The organism is Dactylosporangium sp. NPDC049525 (assembly GCF_040676755.1).
GTDB lineage: Bacteria > Actinomycetota > Actinomycetes > Mycobacteriales > Micromonosporaceae > Dactylosporangium.
In genome coordinates this window covers 65,748-88,060 of sequence record NZ_JBFAPO010000044.1, presented here as the reverse complement: position 1 = coordinate 88,060, position 22,313 = coordinate 65,748, and the positions used below count along the sequence as shown (strand labels likewise).

Sequence of the window (22,313 nt, the reverse complement as noted above, 5' to 3'; positions counted from 1 at the left end):
CGTTATGGGCGCGTTACCAACGTTGGCCGTCGTCGGTGCTACCGGCGCCGTCGGCACAGTCATGTGTGAGCTGCTCTCCTCCCGCAAGAACATGTGGGGGGAGATCCGCCTCGTCGCCTCCAAACGCTCCGCCGGCCGCACCCTGGTCGTGCGGGGCGAGGAGCTCGTCGTGCAGGAACTCGCCGCCGACGTCTTCGACGGCGTCGACGTGGCGATGTTCGATGTCCCCGACGAGGTGTCCGCCGACTGGGCCCCGATCGCCGTGGCGCGCGGCGCCATCGCCGTCGACAACTCCGGAGCCTTCCGGATGGACCCCGACGTCCCCCTCGTGGTGCCGGAGATCAACCCCGAGCAGTCGCGCAACCGTCCCAAGGGCATCATCGCCAACGCCAACTGCACCACCCTGACGATGATCGTGGCGCTCGCGCCCCTGCACCGCGAATACGGGCTCAAGGAGCTGGTCCTCGCGTCCTACCAGGCCGTCTCCGGCGCCGGCAAGGACGGCGTCGACACGCTGCTCAGCCAGCTGGAGCGGGTCAGCGGCGACCGGAGCCTCGGCTCCCGCTCCGGCAACGTGCGCCAGGCCGTCGGCGACGACCTCGGCCCGTTCCCCGCGCCCCTCGCCCTCAACGTGGTCCCGTGGGCGGGCTCCCTGCGCGAGGCCGGCTGGTCGTCGGAGGAGCTCAAGGTGCGCAACGAGTCGCGCAAGATCCTCGGCCTGCCCGACCTGAAGGTGTCCGCGACCTGCGTGCGGGTCCCGGTCGTCACCGGCCACTCGGTCGCCGTGCACGCCGTCTTCGGCGTCGAGGTCGACGCCGAGGGCGCCCGCGAGGTGCTGCGCCACGCGCCGGGCGTGATCCTGGTCGACGACCCCGCCGCTGGCGAGTTCCCGATGCCGATCGACGCGGTGGGCACCGACCCGTCGTGGGTCGGCCGCATCCGCCGCTCGATCGACGACCCGCGCGCCCTGGACCTGTTCGTCACGGGCGACAACCTGCGCAAGGGCGCGGCGCTCAACACCGCGCAGATCGCCGAGCTGCTCTCCAAGGAGCTCCAGGCGTCCTGACGTTGCCGCTTGCAAGGCCCCCGCTTCGGCGGGGGCCTTTTTGTTTGACACGCACTACTAAGTGAGAGTTACTCTCAAATCATGGTTGCTGTCACTTCAAGCCCGCGGCGCTGGTGGGCGCTCGTGGCGATCGTCCTGAGCATCCTCACGATCGGGTTCGACACCACGATCCTCAACGTCGCCCTGCCCACGCTCGCGACCGACCTGCGCGCCGGTACCGGTGAACTGCAGTGGCTCGTCGACGCCTACGTCCTCGTGTTCGCCGGACTGCTGCTGCCAATGGGGGCGCTCGGTGACCGGTACGGCCGCCGCAAGCTGCTGCTCATCGGCCTTGCGCTGTTCGCGGGCGCCTCGGCCGTCGCCGTGTTCGCGTCCACCGCCGGTCAGGTCATCGCCGCCCGCGCCGTCATGGGCATCGGCGCGGCGATCCTCACCCCGATCACCCTCGCCGTCCTGCCGGTGCTCTTCGAGCCGCACGAACGCGGCAAGGCCATCGCCGTCACCACGATGGGCATGGGCCTCGGCCTGCCGCTCGGCCCGATCATCGGCGGCTACCTGCTCGAACACTTCTGGTGGGGTTCGATCTTCCTGATCAACGTCCCGGTGGCCCTGATCGCGATCGTCGCCGTCACGTTCCTGATCCCCGAATCGCGCGCGGCATCCCCCCGCCCCGCCGACATCCCGGGCGGCGTCCTGTCCACCGCCGGTCTGGTGCTGCTCGTGTACGGCACGATCGAAGCCCCGACCCGCGGCTGGACCGACGCCCTGGTGCTCGGCACCCTCACCCTCGGCGCCGCCCTCCTGGCAACCTTCGTGCTGGTGGAGCGGCGCAGGGCAGCACCCATGATCGATCTTCGACTGTTCCGCCGCGCCCGGTTCGCCTGGGGTACCGCGGCCGGCACCATCGCCTCGTTCGCCCTCTTCGGCCTGCTGTTCATCCTGCCGCAGTTCCTGCAGTCGGTCCTCGGCCACACCGCCCTCGGGGTCGGCCTGCGCCTGCTGCCCCTGATCGGCGGGCTGTTCGTCGGCGCCCCGCTCGGCGAACGGCTCGGGCGTCTGCTGACCACCCGGGTACCCGTCGCCGCCGGCCTGCTCGTCGGTGCCTGCGGCCTGCTGCTCGGCGCGAGCACCGACCTCGGCTCCGGCTACGGTTTCGTGGCCACCTGGCTCGCCGTCACCGGCCTGGGCATCGGGCTCGCGATCGCCCCCGCCATGGACGCCGTCCTGGGCGAACTGCCCCGCGACGAGGCCGGCGCCGGCACCGCCGTCACGATGACGCTCCGCCAGGTCGCCGGCGCGCTCGGCGTCGCGCTGCTGGGCAGCCTCGCCTCGGCCGTGTACACCGCCGCCGCCCCCGGCCTGCACTCCGTCGGCGCGGACGTGGCCTCGCCGGCACTGGCCCTGGCCGCCAGGGGCGCGTTCGTCGACGCCATGAGCGCCGTGCTGCTCGTCTGCGCCGGCTTCGCGCTCGCAGGCGCCGCGCTCACGGCGGTCTTCCTGCCGGCTGCGGGTCCGGCTGTGGGCCTGGCTGCGGGTGCGGCTGCGGGTGCGGGTCCGGCCGGGGGTGCGGAAGAATCAGTGGATGAGCTCACCGGGGTTGCGTGAACGCAAGAAGCAGAAGACCCGCTGGGCGATCCAGGCACACGCCCTGCGGCTCTTCGCTTCGCAGGGGTACGACGCCACCACGGTCGAGCAGATCGCCGAGGCGGCCGAGATCTCACCGAGCACGTTCTTCCGGTACTTCAAGACCAAGGAAGACGTCGTCATCCAGGACCGGTACGACGACGTGATGGTCGCCGCGATCCGTGCTGCCCCGCCGGAACTGACCCCGATCGAGACGATGCGGCTCGCCCTCGTCGGCTCGTTCGCGCAGATCGTCCCCGACGAGGCGGAGGCCGTGCTGCAGCGGGCCCGCCTGTCGTTCTCCGTCCCCGCCCTGCGCATGCGCTCCCTGGACAGCATGCTCTCCGCGATCGACGTCCTCGCCGCCCCGCTCGCCGAACGCCTCGGCCGCCCCGCCGACGACTTCCGCGTCCAGGCCTTCGTCGGCGCCTGCGTGGGCGCCATCGTCAACGCCGTCACGACTTGGGTGACCTCCAGCGGCGAGGTCGACATCCTCACGCTGCTCGACGAGGCCCTGTCGGTGGTAGCCGACGGCCCCTGACCGCCCCGGGCTGCCCGCCTGCCCTCCGTCTTCGGCATGAGCGGCTGCCGCGTCGTGGTTCCGCATCGTCCTCCCGAGCGGAAGGGCCGACGTGTCGCACTCCTACCGCGTGGGCACGAACTGCCCGGCAACGTTGTGCCGTGGAGGCAATCCGCCGCGGATTCCGCGGTGGAGGCAGCGTGCCCCGATCCGGCGCGGCCGAGGCAACGCGCCCCGGCTCCGCGCGGCGGACCTGCTTGCATTGTTGTCTCGCATGCCGGAGGGCCCGCGCCGTTCCTTCGTTCTGAGGAGAGCCTGCGCCTGCGGCGTCCGCTCAGCCTGCCGCGTCCGCTCAGCACACTTCCACGCTGCCTGCTGTTTCCGCTAAGCCTGCTGTTTCCGCTCGGCAGGCCGCGTCGGTTCGGCAGGCCGCGTCCGCTCAGCCTGCCGCGGCTGCCTGGCCTGCGTCTGCCCGGCCCGCGTTTTCCACGCCGCCTGCCGCGTCCGCTCGGCGCGCCGCTTCCACGCAGCCTGCTGTTTCCGCTAAGCCCGCTGTTTCCGTTCGGCAGGCCGTGTCCGCTCAGCAGGCGGCTCCCGCGCAGCCTGTCGTGTCCGCCCAGCCCGCGTCCGCCCAGCCCGCGCCTTTCACGCTGCCCGCCGCGTCCGCTCGCGGCCTGCTGTTTCCGCTCGGCAGGCCGCGTCCGCTCAGCCTGCCGCGGCTGCCCGGCCTGCGTCTGCCCAGCCCGCGTCTTTCACGCCGCCTGCCGCGTCCGCTCGGCGCGCCGCTTCCACGCAGCCTGCTGTTTCCGTTCGGCAGGCCGCGGCCGCTCAGCAGGCGGCTTCCGCGCAGCCAGCCCGCGTCTGCCCAGCCCGCGTCCGCCTTGCCCGCGCCTTCCACGCCGCCCGCCGCTTCCACGCCGCCCGCCGCCTCCACGCCTCGCGCCGCTTCCGCGGGGCGGGAGGCTGAGTGGAAGCGGCGAGGCGTCGGAAGGCCGCACCAGTGGGCGGGCGGGCTCCGTGGTTACGGGGCGAGCACGTCGTCGGCGTCCGTGATGGTGTACGCGTAACCCTGCTCAGCCAGGAACCGCTGTCGATGGGCGGCATACTCGGTGTCGATCGTGTCGCGGGCGACGACCGTGTAGAAGTGGGCCTGGCGCTTGTCGGCCTTGGGGCGCAGGACCCGGCCGAGGCGCTGGGCCTCCTCCTGGCGGGAGCCGAAGCTGCCCGACACCTGGATCGCCACGGCGGCCTCGGGCAGGTCGATTGAGAAGTTGCCGACGCGGGAGATCACGAGGGTCTTGAGCTCGCCGGTGCGGAACGCGTCGAACAGGCGCTCGCGCTCCTTGTTGGTGGTCGCCCCTTGCACGATCGGCGCGTCCAGGAACTCGCCCAGCTGGTGCAGCTGGTCGATGTAGCCGCCGATGACCAGGATCTGGTCGTCCTTGTGCCGCTCGACCAGGGCCTGGACCACGGGCAGCTTCGTGCGGGCGGTCGCGGCGACCCGATAGCGCTCCTCGGGCTCGGCGACCGCATACGCCATCCGCTCCGCGTCGGTCAGCGTGACCCGGACCTCGACGCACTCGGCGGGCGCGATCCAGCCCTGTGCCTCGATGTCCTTCCACGGAGCGTCGTAGCGCTTCGGGCCGATCAGCGAGAACACGTCGCCCTCGCGACCGTCTTCGCGGACCAGGGTCGCCGTCAGACCGAGCCGGCGCCTGGCCTGCAGGTCGGCGGTGAACCGGAAGATGGGGGCGGGCAGCAGGTGGACCTCGTCATAGACGATGAGGCCCCAGTCGCGGGCGCCGAACAGGTCCAGGTGCGGGAACACGCCGCCGCGGCGGGTCGTCAGCACCTGATACGTGGCGATCGTGACCGGGCGGATCTCCTTGCGCTCGCCGGAGTATTCGCCGATCTCCTCCTCGGTCAGGCTGGTCCGGGCGATCAGCTCGCGCTTCCACTGCCGGCCGGCGACCGTGTTGGTGACCAGGATCAGTGTGGTCGCCTTGGCTTCCGCCATCGCGGCCGCGCCGACGAGCGTCTTGCCGGCGCCGCAGGGCAGGACGACGACCCCGGAGCCGCCGGCCCAGAACGAGTCGACCGCCTCGCGCTGATAGGAGCGCAGGACCCAGCCGTCCTCGGCGAGCTCGATCTGGTGCGCCTCGCCGTCGACATAGCCCGCGAGGTCTTCCGCCGGCCAGCCGAGCTTGAGCAGCGCCTGCTTGAGCCGGCCGCGCTCAGACGCGTGCACGATGAGCGTGTCGGGGTCGATGTTGGCGCCGAGCATGCCGGCGAGCTTCTTGCTCTTCGCGACCTCGACCAGCACCGCACGGTCCAGTCCGCGCAGGACCAGCCCGTGCACGGGGTCGTTGAGCAGTTGGAGCCGCCCATAGCGATCCATCGTCTCGGCGATGTCGACGAGCAGCGCGTGCGGCACGGGATAGCGGGAGAACCGCAGCAGCGCGTCGACGACTCCCTCGGCGTCATGCCCGGCGGCGCGCGCGTTCCACAGGCCGAGCGGCGTCAGGCGATAGGTGTGCACGTGCTCCGGCGAGCGCTCGAGCTCGGCGAACGGCGCGATCGCCATCCGGCACGCAAGCGCGTCGGGGTGGTCGACCTCAAGCAGCAGGGTCTTGTCGGACTGGACGATCAATGGACCTTCGGGCACGGCAACCAGTGTCGCACGCACCTGTGACAGTTCCCGGAATGTGGGAGGTTCGGCGTCCGCTGCAACCTTTGGGGGGTGGCATTGCGTCTGACGTAGTGACTGCCTTGCGATGGATGCGATCACTTGCCTCCATCGTTTGTCATGTCGCTGTAGTGCCAGAACAGCGGTGGTGGGAGCCGGACGTTCGCGTTCGGATCGGAGAGAGCGGGGTAGTCGGTCGCGGGGGCCGGCTACTGCTCGACCGATCGACGTATCGGGGGCGAGCGCGTCGTCCGTCCCACCTCCGTAGACTGGTCCGCGTGGGTCGGCGGTTGGGCGACAGAGCGGCCTTGACGTTCGGCGGGCTTGCCGCGGTAGCGGTGGCCGTCGGCTGGTTCCTGCTGTCCTCGCAGGTGGCGCACACCGATGTTCAGACCGCCGTCAGCGAGTCCCTCGGCGCGATCCTCGTGCTCATGCTGATCGTCTCCGTGATCGGATCCATCCGCCGAGGCTGATGAACGGCCGTGACAGTGGGCGATGAGTCGGTACGCTGTGGAAGGTGACCGACCTGGAAGGCGCCCCATCGACTGTGGACGATGACGTCACGGTCGGCTTCTCGCCGCTGGCGATGATCGGCGTCGGCGCGGTCGGTGTCCTGGGCCTGACCTGGTTCCTGGTGTCGTGGCTCGTGCTCGGCAGCCCGCTCACCGACGCGATCGGCGAGACGGTCGGAAGCCTGGCCGCAATCCTGCTGATCGTTTCGATCATCGGTGCCGCCCGCGCGTCCGACTGACCCCACCCAAGCGTCACCGCGGCCGCCCCTGTCCTGATCAAAGGGACAGGCATGGCTACCGGCCGACCGGATCCGTGACTGTTGCGGCGCTTCCCGCCTTGACGTTCGACGGGCACAAGGCCCGGACGGGGTTTGTCGCGGCCGTCAGGCCGCGTCGCGGCCGGCTACGGCTGCGGCTCTTCGCGGCCGTAGGTCGCGGCCAGGGTGACCGCACACGGACCTGGCAGGGAGGGCCGCCAAGGCCCGACCGGTGGCTGACGGGAGCGGCGGACCGCGCCCACGACGGACCGGAGCCAGGAAGGACCAGCTACCCGGATGCGTCTTCCGGGGCAGCCGCGGTGATGCGGTGCAGCGCGAACGTGTGCAGCATTTCGGTCCGCTCGTCCTCGGCGCGCAGGTAGCCGCCGCCCATCGACACGGGCCTGACCAGGCGGGAAGCGGTCGCGCCGTGGGAGTCGACATAGCCGACCCAGACGCGGGTCTTGTCGCGCAGCGCCTGCTGGAGGACTTCGAGGGCTTCGGTGTGCGAGGAGGTGGACGTGCCGTTCGCGCGGACGGTCACCGGAGCGCGGCGGGCGACGCGGGCGGCGGCGTCGCCCCGACGGATCTGCTCGATGACGCCGGCGAGGCGTGGGCTGGACAGGCGGGCGGCCGCGGCCGGGTCCTCGATGCCGCGATGTGCCCAGCTGGGGCGGGGTGGGCCGCGGCGGGCCTTCGGGCGGGTCAGGACGGCGGCGCCGGTCGCGTCCTCCTGGACGGGCGGGTAGCCGGCCTCGCGGAGGGCCTCCAGCAGCCGCGCGGGGGTGTGGCGGCTGGCGAGGACCGTCGGGGCGAGGCGGCGCAGGGTCAGCGACTGGAGGCGGCGGTCGGCGAGGACCTCGGCGATCAGGGTCTCGTCGTCGCTGCGGACATAGGAGTTGGCCGAGCCGATGCGCATGCCGCCGTGGCGGCGGGCCATGTCGTCGATGAGATACGTGAGGGTCTGTGGCACCGGGGTGCGGGACCGGCGGGCCAGCAGGGCGTGCAGGTCGGCGGCGGTGTAGCCGGCGTCGAGGCTGCGGCGGACCGACTCGGCGGTGATGCGGTGGACGCTGGCGGACTCCTGCACGCCGAGGAGCTCGAGCTCGCCGGCGAGGGTCGGCTCGGGCGGGCCGGGGACGATGACGGACAGGTCCGCCTGCAGCAGCACGTGATCGACCGGGGTCGGCAGCAGGGTGTCGAGCAGGGACGCGGAGCCGGTGAGGGCGGCGCCGTCGGGTGCGTTGAGGCCGAGCGGGTCGTCGGTGTCGACGCTGCCGGAGACGACCTCGTCCAGCAGCAGCCGGCCATAGCCCGTGAGCCCGTCGAAGCCGGTCAGGCCGATGAGCCCGGCCTCGGCGAGGTTGGCCTCGACGACCGCGGCGGCGCCGCGGGAGACCCTGCGCGGGGTGCGCCACGACAGCAGGTCGACGACGTCGGACGGGGCGATGGTGGCGCCGGGCGGCAGCTCGGACAGGACCTGCAACGCGGCGCGGCGTTGCGCGGGCGCGCCGGGGCGGGACAGCTCGGGGGCGAGTGCGTTGATCGGGCGGTCGCGGTCGTCGCGCTGGCCGATGAGCGACGGCGCGCGGGTCATTGTGAGCCAGGTCACGGCGATGCGGTGCCAGCGGGCCGCGATCCCGAATGCCCGCCACACGTCGTAGGCGACGGTCGGCAGGAAGACGCTCTCGACCCGCTTGTTGTCGACGATCTCCTCGCCGAGCAGGCCCGCGGCGGCGGCGATCTCGACCAGGAGGGCGGCGGCGGGCTCGTCGACACCGGTGAGCTTGGCGAAGCGGCGCAGCTCCCGCACGCCCATGCCGCCGGAGCGCAGCACCGACGGGGGGTCGGCGTTGATCGCCTCGATCAGGGTCTCCAGATTGCGCACGAACTCCAGCACCTGACCGGCGCCGGCGCGGTCGAGCTGCGCGGCGTCGCGGGTCGGGGTCTGCACCTGGGGTGGGTCGGGATGCAGCTGGCCGAGCGGGCCGCCGTCGCGGCGCAGGACCAGGGACACCTCCACAGGCAGCTCGACGGCGTCGCGGCTGACGGCGACCAGCAGGTGCTGCTCGACCAGCCAGCGGACCGGCGAGTCGGGGTCGGAGCGCAGGCTGGCGGGGGTGACGGTGCCGACCGGCGGGCCGGCGGCGAGCCGGTCGAGCACGGCACGGGCGGCCGGGGGCGCGGCGAGCAGCGTGCGGCGGAGCCTGGCGGCGTCGGCGACCAGGGCACCGGCGAGCGGGTCGAGCTCCGCGGCGGGCCGGCCGAGCCCCGCGGGATAGGGGGAGCAGACCTCGTCGACGGCGCCGACGACCCGCAGCGCGCCGTCGTGCCCATAGGCGATGCCGTGCTGCACGAGCAGGTCGATCGCGCTGCGCACCCTGGCCGCCTCGACCCCGGCCGCTGCGGTGAGCGCCAGCACTGCCTCGGTGGACGTGGTGTGGCCGACGCGGGTGTATCGCAGCGCGTCGAGGATCTCGAGCGTGAACGTGTCGAGCCCGTCCAGCGCGCGGGCCACGGCGACGCGGGACTGCGCACGGTGGGCGAGCGCCGAGAAGTCCGACGGCGGCGGGATGACCAGATCCGGGCGCAGCCGGATGAGCGCCATCAGCCCGTCGTCGGGCAGGGCGCGGAAATGGTCTGCGAGCGAGGTAGTCATCTCACCTCATACGCTAACCGCCCCGTATGACAAAAGAGGGCGGGGCCGACGGCCCCGCCCTCTTTCGAAGGGGGTTGTTACTTCAGGCCGTTGCTCACCGCGGTGATCAGTTCACCGTTGGTGGTGTCGCCGGAGAGCTCCCAGAAGAACGCGCCGCCGAGGCTCTGCGTCTTCGCGTAGCTCATCTTGCCGGTGATGGTGGACGGCGTGTCGTAGCTCCACCAGTTGCTGCCACACTTGGCGTACGCGGTGCCGCCGATGGTGCCGGTGGCCGGGCAGGTGTTCTTGAGGACCTTGTAGTCCTCGTTGCCCGCCTCGTACGTGCCGGGGGCCGCACCGGTGGCGCTGCCGCCCGGGGCGGCCTGGGTGACGCCGGTCCAGCCGCGGCCGTAGAAGCCGATGCCGAGCAGCAGCTTGCTGGACGGCACGCCCTTGGACTTGAGCTTGGCGATCGCGACGTCGGAGCAGAAGCCCGCGGTCGGGATGCCGGCGTAGCAGCTCAGCGGCGAGTGCGGGGCGGTCGGGCCCTGCGCGGCGAACGCACCGAAGTAGTCGTACGTCATCGGCATGAGCCAGTCGAGGTTGCCCACGGCGCCGGCGTAGTCGGTCGCGTCGATCTTGCCACCGTTGGTGCCGTCGGCCGTGATGGCCGCGGTGACCAGCTTGCTCGAGCCGAACTTGGCGCGCAGCGCGCCGATCACGTTCTTGAAGGCGTTCGGGCCGCTGGTGTCGCACTGCAGGCCACAGGCGTTCGGGTACTCCCAGTCGACGTCGATGCCGTCGAAGACGCCGGCCCAACGCGGGTCGTTGACCAGGTTGTAGCAGGAGTTCGCGAACGCGGTCGGGTTCGCGGCGGCCTGCGTGAAGCCGGCCGACCAGGTCCAACCACCGAACGACCAGATGACCTTGAGGCCCGGGTGCATCGCCTTGAGCTTCTTCAGCTGGTTGAAGCTGCCCCGCAGCGGCTGGTCCCAGGTGTCGGCGACGCCGTCGACCGATTCGGCCGCCGTGTACGCCCTCTCGTAGTCGGCGTAGCTGTCACCGACGGCACACTGGCCGTTGGCCGGGTTGCCGAACGCGTAGAGAATGTGCGTCAGCTTGGCGGCCGAGCCACTCGTCTCGATGTTCTTCACGTGGTAGTTGCGGCCGTAGACGCCCCACTCGGCGAAGTATCCGACGACCTTCTTCGAGCCGGTGGCCGGCGGGGTGCTCTGGGTCGGGCTCGGGCTCGTCGGCGGCTGCGAGGTCGGCGGCTGCGACGTGGGCGGCTTGGAGGTCGGGGGGTTCGACGTCGGCGGGTTGGTGGTGGGGGTACCACCGCTGCACGTCACGCCGTTGATCTTGCAGTTGATCGGCGGCTTGGCGCCGCTGCCGTTCATGCCCCAGGTGAAGCTGGCACCGGCGGCGAGCGTCGGTGACCATGACTTGTTCTTCGCCACGTAGTGCTGACCGGTGCGCACGACGTCGGCGTCCCAGAAGCTCGTGATCTGACCGCCCGCGGGCAGGTCGAACTCAAGAGTCCAGCCGTTGATGGTGCTGGCGGTCCCGTTGGTGATCTTGTAGTTCGCACCCCAGCCGCTGCCCCAGTCCTGGTCGACCGTGAACGTTGCGCTGAGGTTGCCGGCGGCGTTGGCGGTAGTGGTGACGATTGGGACGACGGCCCCGGCCACTGCCAGCGCGGCGGCGACGATGAGGCCGTTGCGGACGGATCGTTTCATCGCGTCTCCTGGATGATCCTTTAGGAAACTTTCCTAAAAGTATTGGTGACGGTAGTGGCCAGAGTCTCACCTCGTCAATACATGATCGGCGGGTATTTCGATGGCATACCTATCGTGACCTGGGCATCCTTAAAGGTGTCTCAACAACCGGTTGTCATTGGCTTTGACCTTGACATGACGCTCCTCGACACCAGGCCAGGAATCGCAGCGACGTATCGGGCGCTTACGGCGCATACGGGCGTGCATGTCGACGCCGAACTCGCCGTGTCCCGCCTCGGGCCGCCGCTGCGCACAGAGATGTCGGAATGGTTCCCCGCCGAGTCGGTCGAGGAGGCCGTGCGGATCTATCGCCTCTTGTACGCGCAGCACGCCATCGCGCCGGCGGTAGCGCTGCCCGGGGCCCTGGCCGCGCTGGCGGCGGTCCGCGAGGCCGGTGGCCGGATCGTGGTGATCACATCGAAGCTCGGCAGACTCGCCTCGCTCCATCTCGCGCATCTGGACATTCCGGTCGATGAGGTGCATGGCGATGTCTTCGCCGCGGAGAAGGCGTCGGTACTGCGCTCCGTCGGCGCGACCGCGTACGTCGGCGACCACGTCGCCGACATGCAGGCCGGTGTTCTGGCCGGCGTACCGGTCCTTGGCGTGACCACCGGACCGTGCTCAGCCGCTGACCTGCACGCCGCCGGCGCTTCCGTCGTGGGCACCGATCTGCACGCCTTCCCCGCGTTTCTCCGGGGCGTGATCTCGGTTGGCCGGGCGGGAAGCGATGACTAGCCTTGAGGTGTTGTGGGTGGGACGGGACACAGACACTGGGGAGCAGGACAGCGTGCCGACGGGTCGAGTGAAGTGGTACGACCAGGAGAAGGGTTTCGGGTTCCTCACCAGCGACGACGGCGGCGACGTCTTCGTGCACAAGGCGGCGTTGCCGGCGGGCGCGGGTGAGTTGAAGACCGGCCAGCGGGTTGAGTTCGGAGTGGTCGAGAGCCGCAAGGGCAGCCAGGCGATGCACGTCAAGCTCCTCGACGCGCCGCCCTCGGTGACCGAAGCCCGCGCGGTCGCCAGCCGGCGCCAGCCTGACGAGCTGCACGGGCTGATCGAGGACATGATCAGGGTCCTCGAGGCAAAGATCCAGCCCGATCTGCAGCGGGGCCGCTTCCCCGACCGCAAGACCGCCAAGACCGTCGCCGAGGCGGTCCATCTGGTGGCCCGCGAGCTGGAAGTGTAGTTTCTGGCCTTTTCTTGCGTTTCAGGCTTTCTTGCGTTCAGGCCTTTTCTTGCGTTTCAGGCGCCGACGAGGGGTGTGGCTGGGACCAGCCCCTCGGCGGCCGCCCTGGTCAGCAGGGCGTCGACCGCGGCGTGACCGTCCGGGCCGAGCGACGAGGTGAACTCGTTGACGTAGAGCCCGATGTGCTGGTCGACGACCGCCTGCTCCATCTCCTGGGCATGTGCCAGCACGTAGTCGCGGCTGCGGGCCGGATCGGCCCATGCCTGCCGCACCGACTCCTTGATCCACGCGGTCGCCTGCTCGGGGTCGACCCGGTCGCGGTGCGCGATGATCGCACCGAGCGGGATCGGCAGGCCCGTGTCGCCCTCCCACCACTCGCCGAGGTCGGCGAGCGCGTGCAACCCGTGCCGCTGGAACGTGAACCGCGCCTCGTGGATCACCAGCCCGGCATCGAACTGGCCTTTGGCCACCGCCGGCATGATCTCCGCGAACGGCACGATCTCCACCCGCTTCGGCGGCGCTCCGGCCGACCACAGGCGCATCAGCAGATAGGCCGTGGTGCGGTCGCCGGGCACCGCCACCGTCCTGCCTTCCAGGCTGGTGATCGCCTGATCCTTCACCAGCACCAGCGGCCCGCACCCCCGGCCGAGCGCACCGCCGCAGGGCAGCAGCGTGTACTTGTCGAGCAGCCACGGCAGTGCCGCATAGCTGACCTTGACCAGATCGAACTCGCCCCGCTCGGCGGCGGTGTTGGTGACATCGACATCGGCATACGTCACGTCGAACGCCGGCGCGCCAGGCACCAGGCCGTGCGTCAGCGCGTGGAAGACGAAGGTGTCGTTCGGGCACGGCGAGAAGGCGAGCGAAAGCGTCACAACCTCGAATCTAATGCCGTCCGAGCACTCCGCACGATGAGTCGCGAAACGCCCACTGTGACCCTTGCAACGCATTCGACGCCGGTGGATGGCCCTTTCGGCCGTGCAGCCTGAGTTGGCGGATCAATCTGACAAATTGCCGCACGGGCAGACGCCCGGCCGGGCGACGGGCGGCTGGCAGGGCGACGGGAGGACAGGCGGGCTGGGCGGGCAGGCGGGCCGGCCAGGCAAGGGGGCCGGGCAAGGCAGGCGGGCAGGGCGGTGGGCAGGGCGGCGGGCAGGGGCGGCAGACGAGGGCGGCAGGCAAGGGCCAGGGGCAAGGCAGGCGCGGTCGCCCAGCGTGGCGTTGCGGAGGTGCGCTCTGCGGGGAGGTGGGGAGTCGTCGGCGGTCGGCGGGGGTACCTCAGAGGTTTCGAGGTCTGTGGGATGCGGCGCCGGGTGGGCAGGCGCGGCGCGGTGGCCCAGTGTGGCGTTGCGGAGGTGGCCCTGCGTGGCGTTGCGGAGGTGCGCTCTGCGGGGGAGGTGGGGAGTCGTCGGCGGTCGGCGAGGGTGGCGATGGCCTCGCGGAGGCTTCGAGGTCTGTGGGATGCGCCGGGTGGGCAGGCGGGGCGCGATGGCGCAGCGGGTCGCAGCGGGTCGTTGCGGAGACGCGTCCCGCGAGTGGAGGTGGGGAGCCGCCGCCGACGGGACCGGTGAGGGTGGTGATGGCCTCGCGGAGGTTTCGAGGTCTGTGGGATGCGCCGGGTGGGCAGGCAAGGCTCGACAGCCCAGCGGGGCGTTGCCGAGACACGCTCCGCGAGTGCAGGCAGAGAGTGTCAGCGGCCGGCGAGGGTGGCGAAGGCATCGCGGAGGGTTTCGAGGGCCTGCGGGATGCGCCAGGCGGCCCGGTCACGAGGGCCGACGGCATTGGAGACGGCGCGGATCTCGCCGAATGCGGTGCCCGGCCACAGCCGCGCGGCGGTGGCGACGCCGAAGCCCTCCATGCCCTCGGCGACGGCATCCGGGTGGCGCTTCTGGACGGCCTCCTTGGACTCGGCGGTGCCGGTGACTGTGGAGACGGTGAGGACGGGACCGCCGACGGCCTCGGGGAGCGCCTGGCGCAACGTGCGCAGCAGCGCCGGGTCCGCGTCGTGGCGGGCGGTGCCGAAGCCGAGGTCGTCGACGCTCTCGAAGCCGTCGGGGCCGGCGGCGCCGAGGTCGGCGGCGATGCTCTCGGTCGCGACGACGAGGCCGCCGATCTCGACCCGGCCGGCGAAGCCGCCCGCGATGCCGGCAGACAGCACCACCCCGAACGGTCGGCCGTCGTTGACCGCGGTCGTGGTGAACTGCGCGGTCACGGCGGCCGCGGCGGCCGGGCCGACGCCCGCGGCGACGACCACGACGGGTGCGCCCGTCTCGAGATCGTCGGGGTGCGGGTCGGCGATGCCGAGACCGGCGAGCACGGTGGCCCGCTCGATCTCGACCGCGGTGACGATCAGCGCGCGGTCATATCCCAGGAACGGCCTCATCGTTCGTCATCCTCCAGGCGTCTGGTCGAGTCGATGCCTGAGGGGCGATACAGGGTGTATCCAGGCGGTGCCAGTGGTGTCGTCTCGTCCACGTCGACGGCCGGCATCTGGCGGGTCGCGTCAGCGGGCTGCCGGGCGCCGTCGTGGCCGCTCGCCGGCCCGCCGGCACCGGCCGGGGCGGTCGCTGGGGTGCGACGGCGCCATCCGAAGCGGCGCCGCGAGCCGTCACCCTCGGCGCCCTGCTCGACGGTCCGGGTCTCGTCGCCGGTCCGGGACTGGAAGGGCATCCGCCGGGTCGCGCCGGCGGCCGCTCCCGAGCCCGCGCCCGAAGCTGTGCCGGGTGCCGCGCCCGAGGTCCCGCCGGCCGGTCGCGGCACGGTCGTCGCGTCAGATCCGCCCCGACCACCCGAAGCGGACGCAGGGCCGCCGGACGCTGAGCCGGACGGGGCGCCGGATGCGGCGGCGGCCGGCCCGCTGGGCTGGGTGGCGGCGACCGGGTCAGTGGGCTGCTCGTCGTGGTCGAGCGGGGCGCCGCGCAGGCGCTCCTTGCGCAGGGAGACCGCCGACCACAGCGCCCGGACCGCACCGAACACCATGAACGTGGCGGCGACGATCAGGCCCCAGTCGGCGCCGAACGGGATGAGGCCGATGGCGCCGCCGAGGACCCAGGCGACCATGAGCAGGGTCTCGGAGTGGGCGAACGCGCTGGCCCTGACCTGCTCGTCGACCCGCTCCTGGATCGAGGCGTCGACGGCGAGCTTGGCCAGCCCGCTGGCGATCGCGGTGACGAGGCACAGCAGGGCCACCGCGCCGAGCGAGTTCCGGTCGGCGGCGATGACGGCGACGAGCGCCGCCAGGGTGATGCCGACCGCCTGCAGCAGGGCCGGCCGGTGGATGCGCAGGCGGGTGCCGATGGCGGTGGCCAGGAACGAGCCGACGCCGAGCGCGGCGGCCACGACCACGACCGCCACCTGCTCCGACAGCCGCCACGGGCCGAGGCCGACCGGGAGCACCTTCTCCTTGATCGCGAACGCCAGGAACAGGGTCAGGAAGCCATAGAGCGCGCGCAGGGTCGCGCTGCCGATCAGGGCCCCGACGACCAGCCGGCCGGAGAGGATCTTGGCGCCGCGGTGGCTGGGGCGCTGCAGGACACGGGGGACCTGCTCGGGCGGGTCCGAGTCGGCGCGGGGCGGCAGCCGCAGCGAGGTGACCATGCCCCAGAAGAAGACGAGGGTCGACAGCCGCAGCGGCCACTGCGGGCCGAAATGGGCGGCGGCCAGGCCGATCGGCAGCACGATCGCGCCGGCGAACGCGCCGAAGACGGAGGCGCGGGCCCCTGCCTCGGACAGGCCGAGCCCCTTGGGCAGCACGCGGGGCACGGCGGCGCTGCGGGCCACGCCATAGGCACGGGAGAGCACGAGCATGCCGAACGCGGCCGGATAGAGCGCCCAACCGGTGAGGTGCTCGGAGATCAGGATCGCCAGGAACGCCCGGCCGAGCATCGTGAGGGCGAGCGCATAGCGGCGGCCGTGCCGGAACCGGTCCAGCACCGGCCCGACGATCGGGGCCAGCAGCGCGAACGGCAGCATCGTCACGACCAGATACAGGGCGACCCGGTCGCGGGCCTCACCCGCCTCCACCGAGAAGAAGATCGTGCCGGCGAGCCCGAGCGCGACGAGGGTGTCGCCGGCGCAGGAGGCCGCGTGCAGGTCGAGGAGGCGGAGCATGCCGGTCTCGCCGCCGGCGCCGCGCTCGCGGACGCGCAGCAGGTTGCGGCCCAGGAAGCGGCCGGCCCGGGCGCCGCCGACGGTGGCGACCCGTGCTGCCCGCACGGTGGTCACCACGGTCTGCGCAACGCCCCGAATCACCGACATGCCCCCCATCCTGAACCATGGGTGCGACAGTTTCCGACCACGCCGGGGCCGCCGTGCTCATCGGGCGTGGCGATGAGGAACAATGGAGGGGTGACAGCCTCGACCACCCCGACCCGTTCCAGCGGCCGCGCGGGGAAGCCCGACCAGGTCTGCGCGGACGCCGTGGAGATCGCCCGCCGCGGGCTGGACGTCGTCGACCCCGATCATGTCGGCGAGCATCTCGGCGTCGTCGCCGAAGGTGAGCGGCTCGTCACACATTTCTTTGCCTGTGGTCTGCCCGGATACCTGGGCTGGCGCTGGGCGGTGAGCGTCACCCGGATCCCGCGCAGCAAGCAGGTGACGATCTGCGAGTCGACGCTGCTGCCCGGCCCCGAGGCGCTGCGGGCACCCGAATGGGTGCCGTGGCAGGAGCGCCTGCAGCCCGGTGACCTGGGCGTCGGCGACCTGCTGCCGACGCCGGCCGACGACGTGCGGCTCGCGCCGGGTTACGTACAGTCCGATGACCCCGCGATCGAAGAGGTCAACTGGGAACTCGGTCTCGGCCGGGTCCGAGTGCTGTCGCGCGAGGGCCGGCTCGACGCCGCCCAGCGGTGGTATGACGGCGACCGCGGGCCCAACGCGCCGATCTCCGTCGCCGCGCCGTCGGCGGCCAGGTGCGGTTCGTGCGGGTTCTATCTGCAGCTCGCCGGGTCGATGCGGCAGTCGTTCGGGGTGTGCGGCAATGAGTACGCGCCCGACGACGCCCAGGTCGTGAGCGTCGACCACGGCTGCGGTGCGCACTCCGAGGTGCTGGTCGAGCAGATCCAGGCGGTCGATGAGCTGCCGACGGTGTTCGACGACAGCGAGGTCGAGTCGGTGTCGGTCAGCCGGGCGCACGGATCGGTCGACGAGGCCGAGCCCGCCGAGCCCTATGGTCACGGCTGAGTTCGGCTACCGGGAGCGGCCGTCGCGGATGCTCGACGCGACGGTCTGGCAGCGTCGCGCGAGCGGGGGCGAGCCGGTCCGCGTCCTGCCTGACGGCTGCATGGACGTGATCCACTACGAGGGCCGGCTGCTCGTCGCCGGCCCGGACACCACCGCGAAGCTGGGGATCGGTGCCGGGAGCTGCACGTATACGGCGATCCGCTTCGACCCGGGCATGGCGCCCGGCATCCTGGGTGTCCCCGCCGAGGAACTGCGCGACCGGCGGGTGCCGCTGTCGGCGCTGTGGCCGTCGGCGCGGGTCAGGCGGCTCACCGAACTGCTCGACGAGGCCGCCGATCCCGCCGCCGAGCTTGAGGCGGCATTTGCCAGGAACGACAAACCGGACGATCCCTGGGTGCGTGCGGTGGTCCAGCGGCTCAGATCCCGCCGGCCGGTCGCGGAGATCGCCACCGAGGTGGGCCTCAGTGAGCGGCAGTTGCACCGTCGCGGCCTGTTCCTTTTCGGGTACGGGCTGAAGACCCTCTCCCGCATCCTCCGCGTGAACGCGGCGCTGGACCTGGCGCGTGGCGGCATGCCGTTCGGCGTGGTGGCGGCCAGCACCGGCTACGCCGACCAGGCGCACCTCTCCCGTGAGGTGAAGGCGCTGGCCGGCGCGCCGCTGCGAGAGGTCATCCGATAGCGCTGTAGAGGTCGACGCCGTTGCCGTCAGGGTCGTGCAGGACCGCGTAGCGCTGGCCCCAGAATGCGTCCCAGGGTGCCTTGTGGCCGTGGTACCCCGCGGAAATCATCTCGGCATAGACCTTGTCGACCTCGGCGGGCGTGTCGCACTCGAAGCCGAGCGCCGAGCGGCCGTTGCCGGCGCCCGCGGTCCAGTCCGGGTCGAACGAACGGATCGTCTCCTCCGTGTCCCAGGCGATCCGCATGCCGCCGGGCAGCGTCAGGTCGACGTGCGGCGCGGCGTCCTGATCGGCCGGGACGTCCAGGCCGAGCTGCCGGTAGAACGCCAGGGACCTGGGCATGTCGGCCACCACGAGGCCGATGTAATTGAGTGTGGGTGCCATGCCCCAAAGGCTAGGCGCCGCCGGTCGCCCCGGTCTTGAAGGAATCGGACGCGGCCCGCCGCCGCTTCCGGTTGCGGTCGTGCACGACCATGGTCAGCCCACCCGGGATGCCCCACAGCACGCCCGCGACGGCGATGCCGAACCAGTTGCCGTGCCCGGCGTCGGCCAGCTCGTCGCGGAACGGCAGCATCACGAGCACCGCGACGATCCACAGGCCGATCCCGGCGAGGGCGAAGGGCACCATCGGCGGGTCGAGCGGCTTCGGCTGGCTGGTCACGCCGCACACGGTACTCCCCGTGATCACCGACACAGGTCGTTAGCCAAGCTCATTAGATAAGCTAACGATTGTGATGATGACCCGTGCCCCGAAGATCACTGGTGCGCAGCTCGCGGCGGCGCTGCGGGACAGCATCACCAGACTCAACCGCCGCCTGCGCCAGGCCAGACCGATCGGCGACCTGACGATCACGCAGCTGTCGGCATTGACAAGCCTCGAGCTCAACGGCGCGCTGACCCCGCGTGAGCTGGCCGACGCCGAGCGGGTGCAGCCGCCGACGCTCACCAAGATCGTCGCGAAACTGGAAGATCGCGGCCTGGTCCAGCGCACCCCGCACCCGACCGACGGCCGGCAGGTCATCCTCGCCGCCACCGAGTCCGGCCGCGCCGTCATCCTTGAGCACCGCCGCGCCCGCGACGAGTGGCTGGCCAAGCAGCTCGCCGCGCTCACCCCGGAGGAGCGCGAGACGCTCGGGAAGGCGGCCGAGATCCTCGGTCGGATAGGCCGTAGCGCATGACCGTCTTCGGTTCGCTGAAGGTTCGCAATTACCGGTTGTTCACGACCGGACAACTGGTCAAGCTTCTCGGCACATGGATGATGGTCGTCGCGCAGGACTGGTTGGTCCTGCAGCTGTCCGACAATTCCCCGACGGCACTGGGCATCGTGACGGCCCTGCAGTTCACGCCGGTGCTCCTGCTGACGTTGTACGGGGGTCAGCTCGCCGACCGGTTCGACAAACGCCGTCTGCTCCTGATCGCCAACGCCGCGTCCGCTGTGGTCGCGGCGTTGCTCGGCGCGCTGGTCGTCACCGGCGTGGTGAACCTGTGGTGGGTCTTCGTGACGGCGGCGCTCTTCGGCGTGATCAGCGCGATCGAGACGCCGGTGCGCCAGGCGTTCGTCTCCGAGCTGGTGGGCAAGGACCTTTTGCCCAACGCGCTGTCGCTGTCCTCCGCCACGTTCAACACCGCGCGGGTCGTCGGGCCCGCGATCGCTGGGCTGGTCATCGCGCTGCTGCATGACCGTACCGGCCCGATCTTCCTGATCACGGCGGGACTGTGTCTCGCGCCGCTGGTAGGGCTGACCCGGATGCGCACCGAGGAGCTGTTCCGCGTCGAGGGGCCGCCGGTCGCGGCGAGCGATGCCCGTACCATCGACGGACTGCGCTACGTGAAGCGCCGGCCCGACCTCAGTCTCGCGATCCTGCTGGTGCTGGTGGTCGGACTGTTCGGCTTCAACTTCCAGCTCACCCTCGCCGTCCTGGCGAAGGTCGAGTTCAACGCCTCGGCCCAGTATTTCGGCCTGCTCACCACCGCGCTCGCCGTCGGTGCGCTCGGCGGCGCCCTGGCCAGCTCGCGCCGCCGCGCGCGACCCTCGGCATACGCGGTGCTCGCCGCCGCCGTGCTGTTCGGAGGGTTCGAGACGCTCGTGGGGTTCGCGCCCACGTTCGTCACCGCCGTGGTGCTGCTCCTGCCCACCGGCTTCTTCATGATCTACTTCGCGCAGGCGGCGAACCAGCGCGTCCAGCTCGGCACCGACCCGGAGTTCCGCGGTCGCGTCATGGCGCTGTATGTCCTGGTCTTCCTCGGCAGTACGCCGCTGGGCTCGCTGATCATCGGGTGGTGCGCGGAGCGGTACGGGCCGCGGTCCGGCATCTGGATCGGCGGGCTCGTGTCGCTCCTTGCCACGCTCGTGATGGCCGCCATGCAGCTGCGCAAGGTCGGCGGCAAGGTGAGCGTGCACCTGCGCCCCCGGCCCCACCTCCACGTGTTCGAACCGGCCCGGAAGGACACGCCGGCGTTCGAGCTGCGGGTGCCGCGGGTGCGGCCGGCTGTTCGCTGATTTTTTGTCGTACCCATGTGGTTAGGTCGCGGGCATGGAGCGATCGCGATTGCTGGAATGTCTTGCCGCCGACGTTGCGCGGCTGCGGGAGGTCGCCGCGTCGGACCTGACCGCCGCGGTGCCGAGCTGCCCCGGCTGGACCGTCGCCGACCTGGTCAGGCACGTCGCCGAGGTCTATCTGCACAAGGTCGAGTGCATGCGGCTCAACACCTTCCCCGACCCTTGGCCACCAGCAGACCTGGAATCCGAGCCGCCGATCGAGCAGCTCAACCGCGCCTACGCCGAGCTCACCGGCGAGTTCGCCGCCCGTGACGCCGCCAGCCCGTCACGCACCTGGCACGAGCCCGACCAGACGGTCGGCTTCTGGATCCGGCGGATGGCGCAGGAGACCGTGATCCACCGCCTCGACGCCGAGCTGGCGCTGGGGGTGCCGGTCGCCACGATCCCCGAGGACCTGGCGGTCGACGGGATCGACGAGGTGCTGAAGCTGTTCGTGGACTACGGGTCGCACGCGTGGGTGGAGGACTTCGAGCCCGTCCTCGCCGGTGCGGAGGGCCGCACGGTGATCGTCGGGGTCGACGGCGGGCCGGGCTGGCTGGTCCGCACCGAGACGACCGGCGCCGTGGTCAGCGACGCCGACCCGGCGGCCGCGGCCTCGATGCCCGTGGGCGCGACCGTCAGCGGCAGCGCGGCGGGGGTGTTGCGCTGGCTGTGGGCGCGGGAGTCACCGGGCGTGTCCGACGTCCAGGTTGAGGGCGACGACGCCACTCTGGCGGAGCTGCGCAAGCTGTTGGTGGCCTCGACGCAGTAGGCGTTCCGCGACCTGGCTGTCGGCCAGCGGGCGCACAGGTCGGCGGCGCGCACGGTGGACCGGCGCGAGCGGATGATCGACGAGGTTGGGTCGGCTGACCGACGGGGGTGGCCGATCGAACGGCGATCGTTCGGAGGCTCGGGCGCGGTAGCGGTGGCGGTGGCGGTGGCGGGCGAAGCGGTAAGTGGCGGAGATGGCAACGGTGACTGGGGCGATCCGGTGGCGACGAGGGGTGCCACCGGCTCGGCCTGATTGCCGCCGATTCGCTTGCTGGGCCTTCGTTGCGGTGCGCGTGCGTGGTTGACGTGCCCGATGAACGCGGCGATCGAGTGCCGTGGACTTCGTGGTTCTGCATTGCCTTCGTCCGCGCGTATGGAATGGCGCGGTCCGTGCCCGTGTCGAGCCCGTCGCCGGTGTTGACCCCGCCGAGCGGTCTGAGGCGGGTCCCGGGCGCGTGGGACCACCTGACGCCCGACCTGGAACACCGCTCCTCCCGCCGGGCCCGCAACCCGCAGCCCACCGAACAAGGGGCGCCCAGCGGCCCCCGCGCCTGGCTGCCGCCGATCCGCTCGTTGGGCATTCGTTGCGGTTCGCGTGCGTGGTTGGCGTGCCCGATGAACGCGGCGATCGAGTGCCGTGGCCTTCGTGGTTCCGCACGGCCTTCGTCCGCGCGTATGAGTGGCGCGATCGTCGTGCCGTGTCGAGCCTGCAACCCGCAGCCCACCGAACAACCGGAAGGATCGGTTGTGCGCCGCCGATGCCGTGTTCCGCCGCCGCCCCCGATCCGGACAGACCCCGGGACGGCATCCGCCAAGGCCCCGCGCCCGACCGCCGAGACGACCGACGGCACCGATGTTCGAAGAGCGCACTTCGCGAGC

At 71.5% G+C, this 22,313-nt stretch carries 19 protein-coding genes and 1 pseudogene; 12 read left to right on the top strand and 8 right to left on the bottom strand.

The genetic code is table 11. The features are described from left to right. Positions 1 to 4 precede the first annotated feature (4 nt). The 3 genes from AB0K00_RS41370 (at position 5) to AB0K00_RS41360 (ending at position 3,230) form a co-directional block, all read left to right on the top strand. Positions 5 to 1,066, top strand: coding sequence for an aspartate-semialdehyde dehydrogenase (locus AB0K00_RS41370; RefSeq protein WP_363532894.1), 1,062 nt, complete (start codon positions 5 to 7; stop codon positions 1,064 to 1,066). A gap of 81 nt (positions 1,067 to 1,147) precedes the next feature. Beyond that, entirely contained in the window at positions 1,148 to 2,671 is a 1,524-nt protein-coding gene (locus AB0K00_RS41365) for a DHA2 family efflux MFS transporter permease subunit (protein ID WP_363532891.1), read from the top strand. Next, positions 2,649 to 3,230 (top strand): TetR family transcriptional regulator, encoded by a 582-nt coding sequence (locus tag AB0K00_RS41360; RefSeq protein WP_363532888.1) that lies wholly within the window; start codon positions 2,649 to 2,651, stop codon positions 3,228 to 3,230. The genes AB0K00_RS41365 and AB0K00_RS41360 overlap by 23 nt, the downstream gene beginning before the upstream one ends. Positions 3,231 to 4,230: 1,000 nt before the next feature. On the opposite strand, the gene AB0K00_RS41355 is transcribed toward AB0K00_RS41360, so the two are convergent. After that, positions 4,231 to 5,874, bottom strand: coding sequence for a DNA repair helicase XPB (locus AB0K00_RS41355; RefSeq protein ID WP_363532886.1), 1,644 nt, complete (start codon positions 5,872 to 5,874; stop codon positions 4,231 to 4,233). Between the two features lie 299 nt (positions 5,875 to 6,173). Between AB0K00_RS41355 and AB0K00_RS41350 the strand changes: the two genes are divergently transcribed. Next, positions 6,174 to 6,368: a hypothetical protein gene (locus AB0K00_RS41350; protein WP_363532883.1), complete on the top strand. Its 195-nt coding sequence runs from the start codon at positions 6,174 to 6,176 to the stop codon at positions 6,366 to 6,368. Between the two features lie 44 nt (positions 6,369 to 6,412). After that, complete coding sequence (locus tag AB0K00_RS41345) at positions 6,413 to 6,646, top strand: hypothetical protein (RefSeq protein WP_363532881.1); 234 nt, start codon at positions 6,413 to 6,415, stop codon at positions 6,644 to 6,646. A 307-nt stretch (positions 6,647 to 6,953) separates the two neighbouring features. Here AB0K00_RS41345 and AB0K00_RS41340 read toward each other — a convergent pair whose 3' ends face one another. Both AB0K00_RS41340 and AB0K00_RS41335 read right to left on the bottom strand, forming a co-directional pair. Continuing rightward, a complete protein-coding gene (locus tag AB0K00_RS41340) occupies positions 6,954 to 9,323 on the bottom strand; it encodes a helicase-associated domain-containing protein (protein WP_363532878.1) in 2,370 nt (789 codons plus the stop codon). Between the two features lie 77 nt (positions 9,324 to 9,400). Continuing rightward, positions 9,401 to 11,041 (bottom strand): glycosyl hydrolase family 18 protein, encoded by a 1,641-nt coding sequence (locus tag AB0K00_RS41335; protein WP_363532875.1) that lies wholly within the window; start codon positions 11,039 to 11,041, stop codon positions 9,401 to 9,403. A gap of 81 nt (positions 11,042 to 11,122) precedes the next feature. On the opposite strand from AB0K00_RS41335, the gene AB0K00_RS41330 reads away from it, so the two are divergent. Both AB0K00_RS41330 and AB0K00_RS41325 read left to right on the top strand, forming a co-directional pair. Next, the gene (locus tag AB0K00_RS41330) at positions 11,123 to 11,815 is read left to right on the top strand and encodes a haloacid dehalogenase-like hydrolase (protein WP_363532873.1); all 693 of its coding nucleotides are present in this window, start codon (positions 11,123 to 11,125) and stop codon (positions 11,813 to 11,815) included. Positions 11,816 to 11,867: 52 nt separating this feature from the next. Then, complete coding sequence (locus tag AB0K00_RS41325; RefSeq protein ID WP_033364916.1) at positions 11,868 to 12,266, top strand: cold-shock protein; 399 nt, start codon at positions 11,868 to 11,870, stop codon at positions 12,264 to 12,266. A 56-nt stretch (positions 12,267 to 12,322) separates the two neighbouring features. Here the strand turns inward: AB0K00_RS41325 and AB0K00_RS41320 are convergent, their stop codons facing one another. The 3 genes and pseudogenes from AB0K00_RS41320 to AB0K00_RS41310 all read right to left on the bottom strand — a co-directional run. Beyond that, on the bottom strand, positions 12,323 to 13,141 hold the full coding sequence (locus tag AB0K00_RS41320; protein ID WP_363532870.1) for a 1,4-dihydroxy-6-naphthoate synthase: 819 nt from the start codon (positions 13,139 to 13,141) through the stop codon (positions 12,323 to 12,325). Between the two features lie 815 nt (positions 13,142 to 13,956). Next, complete coding sequence (locus tag AB0K00_RS41315; protein WP_363532867.1) at positions 13,957 to 14,649, bottom strand: futalosine hydrolase; 693 nt, start codon at positions 14,647 to 14,649, stop codon at positions 13,957 to 13,959. Positions 14,650 to 15,071: 422 nt separating this feature from the next. Beyond that, a pseudogene (locus tag AB0K00_RS41310) lies at positions 15,072 to 16,532 on the bottom strand (MFS transporter); the annotation flags it as partial. A 63-nt stretch (positions 16,533 to 16,595) separates the two neighbouring features. On the opposite strand from AB0K00_RS41310, the gene AB0K00_RS41305 reads away from it, so the two are divergent. Beyond that, a complete protein-coding gene (locus AB0K00_RS41305) occupies positions 16,596 to 17,447 on the top strand; it encodes a DUF3027 domain-containing protein (RefSeq protein WP_363532864.1) in 852 nt (283 codons plus the stop codon). Then, entirely contained in the window at positions 17,434 to 18,126 is a 693-nt protein-coding gene (locus tag AB0K00_RS41300; protein WP_363532861.1) for a helix-turn-helix domain-containing protein, read from the top strand. Before AB0K00_RS41305 ends, AB0K00_RS41300 begins: the two co-directional genes overlap by 14 nt. Here AB0K00_RS41300 and AB0K00_RS41295 read toward each other — a convergent pair. After that, positions 18,116 to 18,508, bottom strand: a complete 393-nt coding sequence (locus AB0K00_RS41295) for a VOC family protein (protein WP_363532858.1) — start codon at positions 18,506 to 18,508, stop codon at positions 18,116 to 18,118. The two genes, AB0K00_RS41300 and AB0K00_RS41295, sit on opposite strands and share 11 nt — an antisense overlap. Before the next feature lie 10 nt (positions 18,509 to 18,518). Beyond that, on the bottom strand, positions 18,519 to 18,752 hold the full coding sequence (locus tag AB0K00_RS41290) for a DUF2530 domain-containing protein (protein WP_363532940.1): 234 nt from the start codon (positions 18,750 to 18,752) through the stop codon (positions 18,519 to 18,521). A 109-nt stretch (positions 18,753 to 18,861) separates the two neighbouring features. Here AB0K00_RS41290 and AB0K00_RS41285 point away from each other — a divergent pair, with 109 nt between their 5' ends. Genes AB0K00_RS41285 through AB0K00_RS41275 form a run of 3 tightly spaced genes read left to right on the top strand, consistent with a single transcriptional unit; the run spans position 18,862 to position 21,435 of the window. Continuing rightward, positions 18,862 to 19,302 (top strand): MarR family transcriptional regulator, encoded by a 441-nt coding sequence (locus AB0K00_RS41285; RefSeq protein ID WP_363532855.1) that lies wholly within the window; start codon positions 18,862 to 18,864, stop codon positions 19,300 to 19,302. After that, positions 19,299 to 20,624, top strand: coding sequence for an MFS transporter (locus AB0K00_RS41280; RefSeq protein WP_363532852.1), 1,326 nt, complete (start codon positions 19,299 to 19,301; stop codon positions 20,622 to 20,624). Before AB0K00_RS41285 ends, AB0K00_RS41280 begins: the two co-directional genes overlap by 4 nt. A gap of 34 nt (positions 20,625 to 20,658) precedes the next feature. Continuing rightward, entirely contained in the window at positions 20,659 to 21,435 is a 777-nt protein-coding gene (locus AB0K00_RS41275) for a maleylpyruvate isomerase family mycothiol-dependent enzyme (protein WP_363532849.1), read from the top strand. Positions 21,436 to 22,313 lie beyond the last annotated feature (878 nt).

Coding starts and splice junctions, on each gene's coding strand:
- AB0K00_RS41330 (WP_363532873.1), top strand. CDS start 11,123: ATGATCGGCGGGTATTTCGATGGCATACCTATCGTGACCTGGGCATCC.
- AB0K00_RS41290 (WP_363532940.1), bottom strand. CDS start 18,752: ATGGTGCCCTTCGCCCTCGCCGGGATCGGCCTGTGGATCGTCGCGGTG.
- AB0K00_RS41300 (WP_363532861.1), top strand. CDS start 17,434: ATGGTCACGGCTGAGTTCGGCTACCGGGAGCGGCCGTCGCGGATGCTC.
- AB0K00_RS41280 (WP_363532852.1), top strand. CDS start 19,299: ATGACCGTCTTCGGTTCGCTGAAGGTTCGCAATTACCGGTTGTTCACG.
- AB0K00_RS41305 (WP_363532864.1), top strand. CDS start 16,596: ATGAGGAACAATGGAGGGGTGACAGCCTCGACCACCCCGACCCGTTCC.
- AB0K00_RS41315 (WP_363532867.1), bottom strand. CDS start 14,649: ATGAGGCCGTTCCTGGGATATGACCGCGCGCTGATCGTCACCGCGGTC.
- AB0K00_RS41360 (WP_363532888.1), top strand. CDS start 2,649: ATGAGCTCACCGGGGTTGCGTGAACGCAAGAAGCAGAAGACCCGCTGG.
- AB0K00_RS41295 (WP_363532858.1), bottom strand. CDS start 18,508: ATGGCACCCACACTCAATTACATCGGCCTCGTGGTGGCCGACATGCCC.
- AB0K00_RS41285 (WP_363532855.1), top strand. CDS start 18,862: ATGACCCGTGCCCCGAAGATCACTGGTGCGCAGCTCGCGGCGGCGCTG.
- AB0K00_RS41335 (WP_363532875.1), bottom strand. CDS start 11,041: ATGAAACGATCCGTCCGCAACGGCCTCATCGTCGCCGCCGCGCTGGCA.
- AB0K00_RS41365 (WP_363532891.1), top strand. CDS start 1,148: ATGGTTGCTGTCACTTCAAGCCCGCGGCGCTGGTGGGCGCTCGTGGCG.
- AB0K00_RS41340 (WP_363532878.1), bottom strand. CDS start 9,323: ATGACTACCTCGCTCGCAGACCATTTCCGCGCCCTGCCCGACGACGGG.
- AB0K00_RS41370 (WP_363532894.1), top strand. CDS start 5: ATGGGCGCGTTACCAACGTTGGCCGTCGTCGGTGCTACCGGCGCCGTC.
- AB0K00_RS41275 (WP_363532849.1), top strand. CDS start 20,659: ATGGAGCGATCGCGATTGCTGGAATGTCTTGCCGCCGACGTTGCGCGG.